Annotated in this window: 16 protein-coding genes; 12 read left to right on the forward strand and 4 right to left on the reverse strand. The window is 70.5% G+C overall.

Annotated elements, in window-relative coordinates:
- Positions 1-19: 19 nt before the first annotated feature.
- Both ACIQOE_RS16775 and ACIQOE_RS16780 read left to right on the forward strand, forming a co-directional pair.
- Positions 20-604, forward strand: coding sequence for a hypothetical protein (locus ACIQOE_RS16775; protein WP_365563265.1), 585 nt, complete (start codon positions 20-22; stop codon positions 602-604).
- 7 nt (positions 605-611) lie between these two features.
- A complete protein-coding gene (locus tag ACIQOE_RS16780; protein ID WP_351318774.1) occupies positions 612-1,241 on the forward strand; it encodes an OmpA family protein in 630 nt (209 codons plus the stop codon).
- Positions 1,242-1,262: 21 nt separating this feature from the next.
- On the opposite strand, the gene ACIQOE_RS16785 is transcribed toward ACIQOE_RS16780, so the two are convergent.
- Positions 1,263-1,625 (reverse strand): DUF192 domain-containing protein, encoded by a 363-nt coding sequence (locus ACIQOE_RS16785; protein WP_401412108.1) that lies wholly within the window; start codon positions 1,623-1,625, stop codon positions 1,263-1,265.
- A 138-nt stretch (positions 1,626-1,763) separates the two neighbouring features.
- Between ACIQOE_RS16785 and ACIQOE_RS16790 the strand changes: the two genes are divergently transcribed.
- From ACIQOE_RS16790 to ACIQOE_RS16810, 5 genes are read left to right on the forward strand one after another with little or no spacing between them, the layout of a single operon-like run.
- Positions 1,764-2,075: a hypothetical protein gene (locus ACIQOE_RS16790; protein ID WP_351318778.1), complete on the forward strand. Its 312-nt coding sequence runs from the start codon at positions 1,764-1,766 to the stop codon at positions 2,073-2,075.
- Positions 2,072-3,337 carry a hypothetical protein gene (locus ACIQOE_RS16795; protein ID WP_401412110.1) on the forward strand — a complete coding sequence of 422 codons (1,266 nt, stop codon included), beginning with the start codon at positions 2,072-2,074 and terminating at the stop codon, positions 3,335-3,337. Before ACIQOE_RS16790 ends, ACIQOE_RS16795 begins: the two co-directional genes overlap by 4 nt.
- The gene (locus ACIQOE_RS16800; RefSeq protein WP_401412112.1) at positions 3,334-3,963 is read left to right on the forward strand and encodes a hypothetical protein; all 630 of its coding nucleotides are present in this window, start codon (positions 3,334-3,336) and stop codon (positions 3,961-3,963) included. The genes ACIQOE_RS16795 and ACIQOE_RS16800 overlap by 4 nt, the downstream gene beginning before the upstream one ends.
- 1 nt (position 3,964) lies before the next feature.
- Positions 3,965-4,621: a hypothetical protein gene (locus ACIQOE_RS16805; protein WP_401412114.1), complete on the forward strand. Its 657-nt coding sequence runs from the start codon at positions 3,965-3,967 to the stop codon at positions 4,619-4,621.
- 57 nt (positions 4,622-4,678) lie between these two features.
- Positions 4,679-5,557, forward strand: a complete 879-nt coding sequence (locus tag ACIQOE_RS16810) for an LLM class flavin-dependent oxidoreductase (protein ID WP_362643998.1) — start codon at positions 4,679-4,681, stop codon at positions 5,555-5,557.
- Positions 5,558-5,566: 9 nt separating this feature from the next.
- On the opposite strand, the gene ACIQOE_RS16815 is transcribed toward ACIQOE_RS16810, so the two are convergent.
- Positions 5,567-6,088 carry a DinB family protein gene (locus tag ACIQOE_RS16815; RefSeq protein ID WP_365563248.1) on the reverse strand — a complete coding sequence of 174 codons (522 nt, stop codon included), beginning with the start codon at positions 6,086-6,088 and terminating at the stop codon, positions 5,567-5,569.
- 52 nt (positions 6,089-6,140) lie between these two features.
- On the opposite strand from ACIQOE_RS16815, the gene ACIQOE_RS16820 reads away from it, so the two are divergent.
- The 5 genes from ACIQOE_RS16820 to ACIQOE_RS16840 all read left to right on the forward strand — a co-directional run bounded on the left by ACIQOE_RS16820 (position 6,141) and on the right by ACIQOE_RS16840 (position 12,995).
- On the forward strand, positions 6,141-6,968 hold the full coding sequence (locus ACIQOE_RS16820) for a class I SAM-dependent methyltransferase (protein ID WP_401412116.1): 828 nt from the start codon (positions 6,141-6,143) through the stop codon (positions 6,966-6,968).
- 877 nt (positions 6,969-7,845) lie between these two features.
- On the forward strand, positions 7,846-8,619 hold the full coding sequence (locus ACIQOE_RS16825; RefSeq protein ID WP_351318792.1) for an isoprenyl transferase: 774 nt from the start codon (positions 7,846-7,848) through the stop codon (positions 8,617-8,619).
- Positions 8,620-9,028: 409 nt separating this feature from the next.
- Positions 9,029-10,354 carry a PhoH family protein gene (locus tag ACIQOE_RS16830; RefSeq protein WP_351318794.1) on the forward strand — a complete coding sequence of 442 codons (1,326 nt, stop codon included), beginning with the start codon at positions 9,029-9,031 and terminating at the stop codon, positions 10,352-10,354.
- A gap of 456 nt (positions 10,355-10,810) precedes the next feature.
- Positions 10,811-11,494, forward strand: coding sequence for a transglycosylase SLT domain-containing protein (locus ACIQOE_RS16835; RefSeq protein ID WP_351318796.1), 684 nt, complete (start codon positions 10,811-10,813; stop codon positions 11,492-11,494).
- 139 nt (positions 11,495-11,633) lie between these two features.
- Positions 11,634-12,995 carry an AI-2E family transporter gene (locus ACIQOE_RS16840; protein ID WP_401412119.1) on the forward strand — a complete coding sequence of 454 codons (1,362 nt, stop codon included), beginning with the start codon at positions 11,634-11,636 and terminating at the stop codon, positions 12,993-12,995.
- 24 nt (positions 12,996-13,019) lie between these two features.
- Here ACIQOE_RS16840 and ACIQOE_RS16845 read toward each other — a convergent pair whose 3' ends face one another.
- Together ACIQOE_RS16845 and ACIQOE_RS16850 are read right to left on the reverse strand one after the other, a co-directional pair.
- Positions 13,020-13,559 carry an alkyl hydroperoxide reductase gene (locus tag ACIQOE_RS16845; RefSeq protein WP_401412121.1) on the reverse strand — a complete coding sequence of 180 codons (540 nt, stop codon included), beginning with the start codon at positions 13,557-13,559 and terminating at the stop codon, positions 13,020-13,022.
- Position 13,560: 1 nt separating this feature from the next.
- Complete coding sequence (locus ACIQOE_RS16850; RefSeq protein ID WP_351318802.1) at positions 13,561-14,112, reverse strand: peroxiredoxin; 552 nt, start codon at positions 14,110-14,112, stop codon at positions 13,561-13,563.
- Positions 14,113-14,164: the final 52 nt, after the last annotated feature.

Below are 14,164 nucleotides of genomic sequence, written 5' to 3' on the forward strand. Positions count from 1 at the left end.
TGAGGAAGGAAGGGGATCCATGGACATTCGGTTCACTGCGAGGGCTCGCAGGGGGACGGTCGCGTTGGCCGTGACGGTCGGTCTGGCCCTCGGTGTGGCCGGATGCGGCGGCGGAGGCGACGACAAGGCGGACAAGCCCCGGACGACCGCCTCCGCATCCAAGGACGGCGGATCGGACCCGAGTGCGCAGGAGGGGCAGTCCCAGGCACCGCTCGCCGAACTCAGGGGCACGGACGGCCTGCTGCTCCAGATCACCTCCGCCCAACGGGACTCGGGCGGGTTCGTCACGGTCAACGGCACCCTCAAGAACGACGGTTCGGGCTCCGTCGTGATCCCCGCGCAGGTCAGCGGCGACGAAACGGAGATCACCAGGCACGGCTTCTCGTTCGGCGGGGCCACGCTGGTCGACTCCAAGGGCAAGAAGCGCTACTACGTCCTGCGGGACACGGACGGCCGACCGCTCACCAGTATCGGCATCACCAACGTCGACGCCGGCCAGACCGTCCCCGTCTTCATGCAGTTCCCCGCCCCGCCCGCCGACACCACCGAGGTCACCCTCCAACTCCCCACCTTCTCCAGCGGCACGATCCAGATCTCCGGGTGAGGGCGAAGTGACCACATCACGCCTGCCCCTGACCCTGGGCGCCGCGACGCTCCTGCTGGTCGCCAACCTGCACGGCGCGACCACCGCCCGCGCGGACGGCGGCGACCCGAGCGTCCCGCCGGGCACCGAGCCCTCCGCCTCCGCACCCGTGAAGATCGACCCCACGGACCCCGACCTCAAACTCCCCGAAGGCGCCACCCTCGCGGATCCCAAGGTCCTGGACATCAAGTCGGTCGTCGAGGACCAGAGCGGCGACGAGCGCCGCGAGGACACCAACGCGGACGTGACGTTCGCCCTCCAGGCCGAGGTGCTGTTCGGCAAGGACAGCTCCAAGCTGAGCGCGGCGGCGAAGGCCCGCATCGACACGATCGCCCAGGAGGTCAGGAAGCAGAACGCCACCCAGGTGCGCGTCTTCGGCTTCACCGACAACCTGGGCTCCTCGGCCCACGGCGACGTCCTCTCCCGCCAGCGCGCCAACGCCGTGCAGAGCGTCCTCGACCAGGACCTGAACGACCCGAACATCACCTTCGACGTCCGCGGCTACGGCGAGCAGTACCCGATCGCCGACAACTCCACGGAGGAGGGCCGCAAGAAGAACCGCCGGGTGGAGGTGACGTTCCCGAGGACGGGGGAGTGAGCGGAGACGCCGGCGGCGCGGCTACTCCGCCTCGACCGACACCCGCGCCCCCGCGACCAGCCCCCATCCCGCCATCGCCCCGGCCTCGGCCTCCAGCACGTGCCGTGAGCGGAGCCGGGGCAGGCCGAGGAGGCCCGGGCGCATGGTGCGGACGGCGATGACGGTCAGGCGCCGGTCCAGATAGGCCACATCGATCGGCATCCGCATCCGGAACGTGTGGATGCTGCCGGCGGGGGAGAGCAGGAGCGCCCCGTCGAGCGAATCACGGCCCAACAGGCCCCTGGTGCGGGCGCGGTAGGACGCGGCGATCTCCAGCGGGACGGTGACCGGGTCCCCGCCGCCGTGGATGACCAGCCGTCCTCGCCCGTCGCGCCAGCGCTTCATGTCCTGCCTCTCGTCCGTCTCGCAGGGTCCCCCGAAGCGACCGTATCCACAACACGGACGGGTGATGCTCGCGGTCGGACGCGCATGCGCACGACGGCCCGTGGATAGCGTGGAAGTCCCACGTAACGAGGCATCCACATGGCTGAGCGCCTGAAGGTCGACGGAACGGAACTCGGACGTCTCTTCAAAGACTTGAAGAGGGCCCAGGAGTCGTTCACGGCCCTGCAGAGGGTATTGCGCGTCCCGGGCGTCGACGGCCTGGGGACGGACGCCCTGGACAAGGCCTGTGACCGCTTCCAGGAGGACTGGCGGTACGGGGCCGGGGAGATCGCCGAACAGATCGGCCGGCTCACGGACATCACGAAGAAGGCCAGGGACGACTTCCACGAGGTGGACGTGGCCCTGCAGAGGGCGCTGGACAAGGCGAGGCGGAAGAGCGCGGACACGTGACGGTCGCCCCTCCCTACCCGCACCTCGGCTTCGACCCCGCCCCCGGCAGCACGGATCTGGTGCGCGACCTCCACCGCAGGCTGTCCGGCTGCGCGAAGGAGATGGAGAAGGCGCACGCCAAGGTCGGCAAGCTCATGGACGGCAGCTACTGGGAAGGCGACGCGGCCGTCGCGTTCCGCGAGCAGCTGGAGGGCGGTCCGCTGCCGCTCAACCTGAAGAACGGCGCGCACTCCGTCGACGCGGCCGCGAGACAACTGGACCTGTGGGCCGGGGAACTCGGGGAGTTCCAGCGGCGCGCGAGGCGACTCGACGGCGAGGCCGAGGCCGCCAGGGCGGCGCTGCGGCGTGCCCAGGACCACGAGGGTCCGGCGTCGGACCGGTCGGACACCAGGGTCGCCGCGGCGCAAGACGACCTGGACGGCGTGCTGAAGCGGGCCCGCGGTCTGGCGGCCGAGCACGAGGCGACCGCCCGCGAGCGGGCCCGGCACATCGGCGCGGCCTCGCGCAGGCTGGCGCCGCACGAGCCGGACACGTGGGACCGGTTCACGGACTGGCTGGGGGACAACCTCCCGGACATCCTCAGCGCGTGCGCCGCCGTACTGGGCGTGATCGCGCTGCTCGGCCTGACGGCGGTCGCCCCGTGGATGCTGTTCCTGGCGGCCGGCGTCCTCAGCGGCATGGCCTTCGGCCTGCGTGTCAGCGACCCCGAAGTCCTGGCCTCCCTGAAGGACGGCTTCACCAAGGGGGAACTGGACCTCGACTTCTGGGGCAACGCGCTCGGCACGGCGGGCGACTTCCTGGGGATGCTGCCGGGGCTCGGGGCGGTGGCCAAGGGAGCCATGAAGGCTCCCGAGCTGATGTCCGCGACGGCCGCGGTGGCCCGCGACACGGACGAGGTGCTGACCCTCGGGGAGAAGATCGCCGCGGCCGGCGTCAGGGCGGGGACCTCGATCAGGACGGTGGGCGTCTCGATCAGGACGGAGGCCGCCGCGGCAGAGGGCGCCGTGAGCGTCCTGTCTCACCCGAGGGTGTTCGGCGGGCGACTGGCTCCGCTCGTCGAGAAGATCGACAAGCCGGCCACGGTCCTGGGAGCCGGGACCGCCGTTTATGGCGTGACCAGCAGCTTTGCTGACACTCTGGACAATGACGCGGCCAAGACGGTCACGAGCCTCCTCGACGGACCCAGGACCCTCGGCGTCGATGCCCCGGCGACCATGGGCGCGCTCCACTTCCTGCTGCGCGGCGCAGGTGAATCGACATGAGCGGTGCTCCGTACGTGATCGATGACTCGGCCCGGAGCGAGGATGCCGATCTCTGGTTCGCCCTGCCGCCAGGATTTGTCCCGCTGCCCCTGCAGGAGCTGACGACCGTCGGCCGGGATCCGGAGGAGGCGACGGCACAGCCGGCGGCTCTCGGCCCCGTTCTCCGGCTGGCCCAACTGCTCCTGGAGGCCGGTGCGGTCCACTGTTGTCTGGGTCTGCATTCCGACGACGAGGGCGGTGGCGGACCGCTGCTGTCGCTCTTCACGCTGGCCTGGCGCGACACCCGCTGGGCCCCGCGCAGTGTCCTGGCGGCCCGCGCCGTCTGCGGAGCAGCGGACAACGCGGACCATGTCGAGATCCTGGATCTGCCCTGCGGCCCGGGTTCACTGATGGAGACGCGTGTGGCCGCGCCACAGGAACTCGGGCCAGCGGTTGCGTGCCGACTGCTCCAGATCACGGCGTACATTCCCTGCGCAGACGGGAGACGCATCGCCGTCCTGTCCCTGGCCACGACACACACGGAGCAGGCGAGCCACTATCGCGCCCTGCTCACCGACATCGCCGGTACGGTCAGTTTCGAGAATCCACTTCCGGACGTATCCAGTGGCGTACCCGACAAGGACTGAGATGCCTCCCACGCAGCACCCCACGGCCTGGGACGACCCCGCTACCCGACGCGCCTGGGCAAAGCTGATCATCAGCGCGTTCCTGGGGCAGATCGTGTGGCCGGCCGTATGGCTGGGCCTGCTGGCCGGGTATGTGATCATGTCGATCACCTGGACGCTGTGGCTGTTCTTCGTGCCCCTGCTCTACTCGTTCTACCGCGCGTTTCTCCAACCGGCTTACATCTCCTGGGCCTTCCGTACGCGACGGCTGCTGCGTGCCTATCCGTGGCAGGTGTTCGAGAAACCGGAGAGCGGCATCGGGAAGATCCCCGGAGCGACCGCCGGGGATGTCTGGCTGAAGTTCCCCGATCCTGAGCGGCCCGGCGAGACGACGCCGCTGATTCTGAAGGTGCACATCCGGTCCATGTGGTGGAGGCGGCGCCTCGGGCGTGGCTACGCGTCTCCGAAGACCGCGCAGGCCGGCCAGGTGTTGTTCGCCGGGGACCCTCGTTTTGCCGCCGTCATCGCGGTTCCCGGCCCGCGGCGCCTGTACGTGATCCTCCGGCAGCCGACGGACGGGCGGGGCCATGTCGATCCCGGTGCGGCCAGTCCCGCCGCCCTCGAACGGGCCCGACGTGCGGGAGTGCGCCTCCCCGACCCGCAGTCGGCCCTGCCGTGACCTGCGTCTTCGGCGAACGTTGTTGCGACACCCCCACCCCCGGGTACACCCCACCCCATGACCACACTAGGCGCCGTGTTCCGCCCCCAGTTGCCCCCCGAGCGGCTTCGGGACGTCGTCCGGGTCGGGGAGGACGTCGGGCTCGAGGAGTTGTGGCTGTGGGAGGACTGTTTCCGGGAGGGTGGGATCTCCACCGCTGCCGCCGCCCTCGCCTGGTCGGAGCGGATGCGGATCGGTGTCGGGCTGCTCCCCGTGCCGTTGCGGAACGTCGCCGTCACCGCGATGGAGACCGCCGCGCTGCACCGGATGTTCCCGGGCCGCGCGATCCTCGGCGTCGGCCACGGCGTGCAGGACTGGATGGGGCAGGTCGGCGCCCGTGCCGAGTCCCCGCTGACCCTGCTCCACGAGCATCTCGACGCCCTGCGCGCCCTGTTGCGCGGTGAGCGGCTCACCGTCGACGGGCGCTACGTCCGGCTCGACGACGTCGCCCTCGACTGGCCGCCCGCCGGGCCCGTCCCGGTCTTCGCCGGCGCCGAGGGCCCCCGTACCCTCCGCCTCTCCGGCGCCGCCGCGGACGGGACCGTGCTGACCTCCTCCACCTCGCCAGACGGCGTCCGCCGGGCCCGGCGGATCGTCGAGGAGGGGCGGGCGGCCGCCGGGCGGGACGCGGCCGAGCCGCACGAGGTCGTCGTCTATCTCCTGACCGCCACCGGGCCCGGCGCGGCCGCCCGGCTCCGTGCCGAACTCGCCGCCGAGGGGCGGGAGTCGGTGCCCGGAATCGGCGTCGCCGGTGACGCAGGCGCCGTCGCGGAGGCCGTGCGGCGGCTCGCCGAGGCCGGTGCCGACACCGTCGTCCTCCAGCCCACCGGGGACGAACCCGACCCCGAGGGCTTCGTGAGGTTCACCGCCGAGGAGGTCCGGCCGCTGGTGCCGTGAGCCGGCCGGTCACACGGTCCCGGTGGGCGCCGCCCGGGGGTGGTCGCCCGTGGCCCCGTCGATCAGCTCCCGCAGGATGTCGAGGTGCCCGGCGTGCCGCGCGGTCTCCTCGATCATGTGGACCAGCACCCAGCGCAGGGAGACCTCGTGGTCCCGCCAGCCGGGCCGGCCCAGCGCGTCCAGCGGCCGTCCGGTGATCACCGCGTCGGCCGCGGCGCGGGCACGGCCGTAGAAGTCGAGGATCTGCCGGGTCGTCTCGCCGGGGCCGACCGTCAGGTCGTCGTCCGTGTAGGGGTCGAACCAGAGGGGCTCGACCTCGCCGCCGAAGCTCGCCACGAACCAGCCGTACTCCACCGACGCCAGATGCTTCACCAGCCCCAGCAGGTTCGTCCCGGACGGGGTCATCGGCCGGCGCAGCTGTTCGTCGTCCAGGCCCTCCAGCTTCCACAGCACCGCGTCCCGGTGCCGGTCCAGGCTTGTGTGCAGGATGTCCTTCTCGCCGGCGGTGTACACGCTCTCGCTCGTCGTCATGGTGGGCGAAATTATCAGCGGGCACCGACACTCCGCTGGGATCATGCGGACCATGGGAGAGCAGACGCACCGCAGCTTCGAGGACCTCGTCGCCGAGGGCGCCGCCGTGCCCACCGAGGGCTGGGACTTCTCCTGGTTCGAGGGCCGGGCCACCGAGGCGCGTCCCTCCTGGGGCTATGCGCGCGCCGCCGGCGGACGGCTGGCCGGTGCCACCGCCGCGCTGGACATCCAGACCGGCGGCGGAGAGGTCCTGGACCTCGCCCTCGGCACCCTGGAGGGCGCCGGCACCCTGGAGGGCGCCGGCACCGCCCGCGGGCCCCGGCTCCTGGCCGCCACCGAGGGCTGGCCGCCGAACGTCCGCAAGGCGGGCGCACTGCTGGGCGCGCGCGGTGTCGTGGTCGTCGCCGCAGCCGAGGACGCCCCGCTGCCGTTCGCCGACGAGACCTTCGACCTGGTGCTCAGCCGGCATCCGGTGCGCGCGCACTGGCCGGAGATCGCGCGCGTGCTGCGGCCCGGCGGCACCTATTTCGCGCAGCACGTCGGACCCGCCAGCGTCTTCGAGCTGGTGGAGTACTTCCTCGGGCCGCAGCCGGAGGCGGTCCGCGGCGCGCGGGACCCGGGCCGGGAGCGCGAGGAGGCGGAGGCGGCCGGACTGGAGGTCGTGAGCCTGCGGGCCGAACGGCTGCGGATGGAGTTCCACGACATCGCCGCCGTCGTGCACTTCCTGCGCAAGGTCGTGTGGATGGTCCCCGGCTTCACGGTCGAGGAGTACGAGCCGCGGCTCCGCTCCCTGCACCGGCGGATCGAGGCCGAGGGACCCTTCGTCGCGCACAGCACGAGGCACCTCTTCGACGCCCGCAAGCCGGAGCGCCGGCGCTGATCCACCGGCCTTGCAATGCCAGGTGCCGAAGAATGGCCAAGAACTGCCGTTCGAGTCCACGGGCCCGCGCGGGCCGTCCGGGAGGCCCGGAAGATCGGCTCCGGGCATGTCGGGACACTACGCACCCAATCGGGTCAAGTTGTTCACTACTTCTGCGATCTGCGCATACGCGAACATCGGACCCTCATGTTCATCCTCCGTTTCCACAGCGTTTTCACATCGTTACCGCCGGCGGCCCGCATCACCCCACCGGCTCACGTAAGTTCAGCTCAAGGTAATTCGCGTGAGCAAAGCTGCGCGGGCGGCACCGCGCAGTGGAGGGGGCTGCGCGGTGCCGGAACGCCCCGCGGGGTCCCGTCAAGCCGCCGTTCGCGGCCGGGGTAGCCCGTCGGAGGGACGGGGGGAGCAACTCGCCGAGGCGGCCCCAAGACGGCCCAAACCCTCTTGATCTCCCCGAATGCCGCCAGTTTTCCTGGGATTCCGCCGTGAATCGGCCACGCGAGGCCCCGGAATCCAGCGTTTCCGAGCCCTTCCGGTGTCGCCGTTCGACTGCGGAGAGTAGTTGTGGCACGCCGATGCACGCAGCATCACTTACAAAGGGTTATGGTGGAAACCCCCCCTCGGGCCGGTCCGTCTCCCCCCCACGGACCGGCCCGTTTTATGTCCCGGGTCTTCACCCGCCTCTCGCACGCCCTCCGCGCGGCGCTCCGGACGAGGCGCCGAGTCCCGCCCGGCCGGCCCGGCTGCGCCCGGCGGCCGCCCCGCGACCCGGCCCCCAACCCCCTTGCGCGCCAGCCCCCTCGGCGCTCCCCTCCACTTCCGGAGGGGTAGGCTTCGGCCGCGGAACCCCGCAGCGAGACACGAGGGGCGGACTCAAGTGAACCTGCGCGACAAGCTGCGCGGCCTGCTCGTCAGGCTCTACGCACGCCGGGTGGAAGGTCACCTGGACCACGCTCAGGTGCCCAAGCACATCGGCGTCATCATGGACGGCAACCGCCGCTGGGCGAAGGCCGCCGGATCCAGCACCGTGCACGGCCACCGGGCCGGCGCCGAGAAGATCGAGGAGTTCCTCGGCTGGTGCTCCGAGACCGACGTCGAGGTCGTCACCCTCTGGCTGCTCTCCACGGACAACTTCGACCGCGCCAAGGAAGAGCTGGTCCCGCTCCTCGGCATCATCGAGGACGTCGTGCGCACCCTCGCCGCCGACGGCCGCTGGCGGGTCCACCACGTCGGCACCCCCGACCTGCTGCCCTCCGCGATGCAGAACGCGCTCAAGGAGGCCGAGGAGGCCACCGCGCACGTCGACGGAATACTGGTCAACGTCGCCATCGGCTACGGCGGCCGCCAGGAGATCGCCGACGCCGTCCGCTCGATGATCCTCGACGCCCACGACAAGGGCGTCGCGATGGAGGACCTCGCCGACTCCGTCACCGTCGACGCGATCGGCCGGCACCTCTACACCGGTGCCCAGCCCGACCCGGACCTGGTGATCCGCACCAGCGGGGAGCAGCGGCTGTCCGGATTCATGCTGTGGCAGACGGCGCACGCCGAGTACTACTTCTGCGAGGTCTTCTGGCCCGCGTTCCGCAAGGTCGACTTCCTCCGCGCCCTGCGGGACTACGCGGCCCGCCACCGCCGCTACGGCGGGTGACGTCACCGTGACGGCGGACCGGGACCCGGCACACGACACCCGTCACCGCCGCCACGCTGGATGACCCCCTGGCTACGGTGGATGACCCCACCGCGCTCATGAGGCGTGAATCACCCATTTCGGGGCGTCAGTAACACGGAGTTCACCTGCGCGTCGTTGCAGACCGTGGCATGGCGGCGCATGTTCGAGGGCATAACGCAAGCAGGTCGATGCCCGAACCACGGGCATCGGATCTCAGCGGGCGACTCGGGGTCGTCCGCCCGGGAGGCCCTTTGCACCAGCCCGACCGTGCGGTCACGGCACGGAAGAAGCAGCGGGGGGCCGGTTTTCGGCCCGTGCAGGGCGGCCGTCAACCGGTCCAGCTCCTCTTCGTCGCTCCCCGACCTCATCCGAGGGGGTACGTCCTTCCGTGGTGACCAGCACAACGCGCCGCAAGTCCGACCGGCGCACCTACGTTCTCGACACCAGCGTCCTGCTGGCCGACCCGAACGCCATGACCCGCTTCGACGAGCACGAGGTCGTGCTTCCGATCGTGGTGGTCACGGAACTGGAGGCCAAACGGCACCATCCGGAACTCGGCTACTTCGCCCGGCAGGCCCTGCGCCTGCTCGACGACTACCGGGTCCGGCACGGCCGTCTGGACGCTCCGATCCCGATCGGGGACCTCGGCGGCACCATCCGTGTCGAGCTCAATCACTCGGACCCCAGCGTGCTGCCCAGCGGCTACCGCCTGGGGGACAACGACTCCCGCATCCTCGCGGTGGCCCGCAACCTCCAGGCCGAGGGATACGACGTCACCGTCGTGTCGAAGGACCTCCCGCTCAGGATCAAGGCGTCCTCGGTCGGCCTGCTGGCCGAGGAGTACCGCGCCGAGCTCGCCATCACGGGCGCCTCGGGCTGGACCGGCATGTCCGAACTGACGCTCCCCGGCGAACAGGTGGACATCCTCTTCGAGGAAGGGCACGTGTACGTCCCGGAGGCCTCCGACCTCCCCGTGCACACGGGCCTGACCATCCAGTCCGAGCGCGGCAAGGCACTCGGCCGGGTGACGGCCGACGGCAACGTCCGTGTGGTGCGCGGCGATCGGGAGGCGTTCGGCATCAAGGGCCGCAGCGCCGAGCAGCGCATCGCGCTCGATCTGCTGCTCGACCCGGACGTCGGGATCGTGTCGATGGGCGGCCGGGCCGGCACCGGCAAGTCGGCGCTGGCGCTGTGCGCGGGTCTGGAGGCGGTCCTGGAGCGCCGCCAGCACAAGAAGGTGATGGTCTTCCGTCCGCTGTACGCGGTCGGCGGGCAGGAGCTCGGCTATCTGCCGGGCTCCGAGTCCGAGAAGATGAGCCCCTGGGCGCAGGCGGTCTTCGACACCCTCTCGGCGGTCACCAGCCGTGACGTCATCGAGGAGGTCACCGCGCGCGGGATGCTGGAGGTGCTGCCGCTCACCCACATCCGCGGCCGCTCCCTGCACGACGCGTTCGTGATCGTCGACGAGGCCCAGTCGCTGGAACGGAACGTCCTGCTGACCGTTCTGTCCCGGATCGGCGCGAATTCGAGGGTGGTGCTGACCCACGACGTGGCCCAGCGGGACAACCTGCGGGTCGGGCGGTACGACGGTGTCGTCGCCGTGGTGGAGAAGCTGAAGGGCCATCCGCTGTTCGCGCACGTCACCCTCACCCGGTCCGAGAGGTCCCAGATTGCCGCCCTTGTGACCGAAATGCTGGAGGACGGGCCCCTGTGACCTCTCTGATCCCCGTGTCCAACTTGGGCTGATAACCCACTCGTTGGCGCCGTCCGGTAAAGGCGAAGAGCCTAGCCGGGCGGCGCCTTCGTGCGTGGGGGTTTCCTGAAATCCCCAGGGGGAAACGGGATGTGAGCTTTCACACGCAACTCGGAATTGCCACCCGGCGTCGGGTTACGGCAGAGTCTCATTCCTGTCAGGCCCCGCATACGACACACCTGTACCCCTGGGGGTACCCCCGCACTTTAGGTAGTGGGGGAGGTACGGCAACACAGAAGCACCAGTGCTAATTCCATAGCGACGTCGTATGCCGCCCGAGCACCACACGGCGTTCCCCAGCGGGGAGCCGCTCGTCGGGCCCGTGCCTCCCGTGACCCCGCAGTTGGGAGGCCAGCGTCAGGGGAACGATTGCGTCCGCCAGGGTCACCGAAGCGGGCGATGCTGGAAGGAAACCGTGTGAGCCGGATTTCGGTCCGGGGATTCGCAGTGGCCTCGGCCACCGCGGTCACCGCCGTCGGAAGCGTTGTCGGTGTTGCCTCGGGCAGCGTCGCACAGCCCAACGACGCTGAGGCGACGGCAGCCGACACCACGCTGCTCGCGGAGATCCCCGCGGGACAGCAGGCGACGGTGCAGACCGCGTCCCTGACGCAGCAGGCCGACGCCGTGGCCATCCAGGCCGACGCGAGTGCCAAGAAGGACGCCGAGCAGGCGGCCCGAGTGGCGGCGGCCAAGGCCGCGACCGCCAAGAAGGCCGAGGCCGAGCAGGCGGCGAAGGAAGCCAAGGAGCGCGCCGAGGCGAAGAAGGCGGCCAGCCGCTCCTCCGTCACCTTCGCGGTGCAGAGCTCGTACTCCGTGTCGCAGATCCAGGCGATGGCGCAGCAGATGGTCGCCGGCGGCCAGTTCCAGTGCTTCAGCAACATCGTGAGCCACGAGTCCGGCTGGAACTACCGGGCGGTCAACGCCTCCTCCGGTGCCTACGGCCTCTTCCAGGCTCTGCCCGGTTCGAAGATGTCCTCCGTGGGCGCCGACTGGCAGACCAACCCGGCCACCCAGATCAAGTGGGGCCTGAACTACATGAACTCCCGGTACGGCAGCCCCTGCGAGGCCTGGTCGTTCTGGCAGGCGAACAGCTGGTACTAGAGGCCGTTCGGCTTCTCTCAACCTTCGACAGCCCCTCCCCGTCCTACGGGGAGGGGCTGTCGCCCTGTACGGTCGGACCGAACGACTCCAGGGGTGAGTGGTGAGGAGCACCCGGAGACACGGGGAAAGAGAGCGGATCATGTCGCGAGTGCCCGAGTGGCTCGGCAGGCTCGGCGCCGGACTGAGCGAGATGGGCGAGCGGTTGGACGAACGCCGCGCCGAGGTGGAGCGCGAACGCGCCGAACCGGAGCCGCCGGCGGTGCCCGCGCAGACCTCTCCGGCTCCGGTTCCCGCCCCGGCGGCCGCCGCCCCCAAGGCCGTACGCAAGCCCGCACCCCGCCCCGAACCCGTCACGGCCATCCCGTGGGGCGTACGGGTCGCCGCCGAGGCCGGCTGGCGGCTGCTGGTGCTGGCCGGCACCGTCTGGGTGCTGATGCGGGTCATCAGCGCCGTCCAACTCGTGGTGTTCGCCTTCGTCATAGCGCTGCTGATCACCGCCCTGCTCCAGCCCACGGTCGCCCGGCTGTGCCGTTACGGCATGCCGCGCGGCCCGGCCACCGCGCTCACCGCCATCTCCGGCTTCGTGGTGATCGGCCTGATGGGCTGGTTCGTGACCTGGCAGGTCATGGAGAACATCGACACGCTCTCCGACCAGGTCCAGAACGGCATCGACGACCTGCGCAACTGGCTGCTGAAGAGCCCGTTCCACGTCACCGACAAGCAGATCAACCAGATCGCCAAGAACCTCCGCGAGGCGATCGGCGCCAACACCGACCAGATCACCTCCTTCGGCCTGGAGGGCGTCCAGGTCGTCGTCGAGGCCCTGACCGGCATCCTGCTGGTCTTCTTCTCCACGCTCTTCCTGCTCTACGACGGCGCGCGCATCTGGCAGTGGTTCCTCAAGCTGGTCCCCGCCGCCGCCCGCGACGGCGTGGCCGGCGCCGGCCCGCGCGCCTGGCGCACGCTCACCGCCTACGTCCGCGGCACGGTCCTGGTCGCGCTCATCGACGCCATCTTCATCGGCCTGGGCATCTACTTCCTGGACGTCCCGATGGCCGTCCCGCTGGCCGTGTTCATCTTCCTGTTCTCGTTCATCCCGCTGGTCGGCGCGGTCGCCTCGGGCGCGCTCGCGGTGGTGGTCGCGCTCGTCACCCAGGGCGTCTTCACGGCGGTCATGACGCTCGTCGTCGTCCTCGCGGTGCAGCAGATCGAGGGCCACATCCTGCAGCCGTTCATCCTCGGCCGCGCGGTCCGCGTCCACCCGCTCGCGGTGGTCCTCACGGTCGCGGCCGGCGGCCTGGTGGCCGGCATCGGCGGCGCGGTGGTGGCCGTACCGCTGGTGGCGGTGACCAACACGGTGGTCGGCTATCTGCGCCAGTACTCGGACGAGCGGTACGAGGGCGAGGAGGAGCAGCCCGAAGCGGACCGCCCGGCGGCCGAGGACGCCGTGCCCGCCGAGACCGTGCCCGCAAGAGCCGAGGACCCCGCCCACACGGAGTGAGCGGGGTCCACGGGACGGGGCCGGCTACTCGAACTCGGCGAGCACGGCTTCCGCGTCCAGCGTCACGCCGACGGCCTCGACCACCGAGGCGATCTTGAACGCCTCCTGGATCACCTCGCGGTCGACGCCGGCCTTGCGCAGCACCTGCTCGTGCGAGTCCAGGCACATCCCGCAGCCGTTGATCGCGGACACCGCGAACGACCACAGTTCGAAGTCGACCTTGTCGACGCCCGGGTTGCCGATGACGTTCATCCGCAGCCCGGCGCGCAGGGTGCCGTACTCGTGGTCGGAGAGCAGGTGGCGGGTGCGGTAGAAGACGTTGTTCATCGCCATCACCGCGGCCGCGGACCTGGCGGCCCGGTACGCCTCCGGCGTCAGGTTCGCCTTCGCCTCGGGCGCCAGCTCGCGCAGCACGATCGGGGAGCGGGAGGCGATGGCGGTCGCCAGCACCGTGCCCCACAACTGCTGCGTCGGCAGCTCGGAGTTGCCGATGACCGAGCCCAGGTTCAGCTTCAGGTCCTTGGCGTGGTCCGGGACCGCGGACTTGAGGGAGTCGAGCGACACCTCACTCACCGGCCAGCAGCGCGACCGGGTCCAGCGTCTCGTCGCCCTTGCTCCAGTTGCACGGGCAGAGCTCGTCCGTCTGGAGGGCGTCCAGGACCCGCAGGACCTCCTTGGGGTTACGGCCCACCGAGCCCGCGGTCACCATGGAGAACTGGATCTCGTTGTTCTGGTCGACGATGAACACGGCACGCTTGGCGAAGCCGTCCTCGCCCTCGATGCCGAGGTCGCGCATCAGCTCGTGCTTCGAGTCGGCCATCATCGGGAACGGCAGCTCGCGCAGGTCGTCGTGGTCCTTGCGCCAGGCGTGGTGGACGAACTCCGAGTCACCGGAGAAGCCGAGGACCTGCGCGTCGCGGTCGGCGAACTCCTCGTTCAGCTTGCCGAACGCGGCGATCTCGGTCGGGCACACGAAGGTGAAGTCCTTGGGCCACGCGAAGACCACCTTCCAACCCTGGTAGGTCTTGTGGGTGATCGTCTCGAACTCCCTGCCCTTCTCCAGCGAGACGCAGGCGGTCAGTTCGAACTCGGGGAACTTGTCACCGACAGTGAGCACACGCTCTCCTTGCAGCGCGGAAGCACCCCGGATCGCGGGGTCGCCTCCGATG

It is taken from the genome of Streptomyces sp. NPDC091282 (assembly GCF_044757385.1).
Taxonomy (GTDB): domain Bacteria; phylum Actinomycetota; class Actinomycetes; order Streptomycetales; family Streptomycetaceae; genus Streptomyces; species Streptomyces gramineus.

Excerpts from the sequence above, each read along its gene's own strand:
- ACIQOE_RS16785 (WP_401412108.1), bottom strand. The coding sequence starts at position 1,625 with ATGAAGCGCTGGCGCGACGGGCGAGGACGGCTGGTCATCCACGGCGGC.
- ACIQOE_RS16840 (WP_401412119.1), top strand. The coding sequence starts at position 11,634 with ATGTCGCGAGTGCCCGAGTGGCTCGGCAGGCTCGGCGCCGGACTGAGC.
- ACIQOE_RS16810 (WP_362643998.1), top strand. The coding sequence starts at position 4,679 with ATGACCACACTAGGCGCCGTGTTCCGCCCCCAGTTGCCCCCCGAGCGG.
- ACIQOE_RS16800 (WP_401412112.1), top strand. The coding sequence starts at position 3,334 with ATGAGCGGTGCTCCGTACGTGATCGATGACTCGGCCCGGAGCGAGGAT.
- ACIQOE_RS16820 (WP_401412116.1), top strand. The coding sequence starts at position 6,141 with ATGGGAGAGCAGACGCACCGCAGCTTCGAGGACCTCGTCGCCGAGGGC.
- ACIQOE_RS16775 (WP_365563265.1), top strand. The coding sequence starts at position 20 with ATGGACATTCGGTTCACTGCGAGGGCTCGCAGGGGGACGGTCGCGTTG.
- ACIQOE_RS16805 (WP_401412114.1), top strand. The coding sequence starts at position 3,965 with ATGCCTCCCACGCAGCACCCCACGGCCTGGGACGACCCCGCTACCCGA.
- ACIQOE_RS16815 (WP_365563248.1), bottom strand. The coding sequence starts at position 6,088 with ATGACGACGAGCGAGAGCGTGTACACCGCCGGCGAGAAGGACATCCTG.
- ACIQOE_RS16790 (WP_351318778.1), top strand. The coding sequence starts at position 1,764 with ATGGCTGAGCGCCTGAAGGTCGACGGAACGGAACTCGGACGTCTCTTC.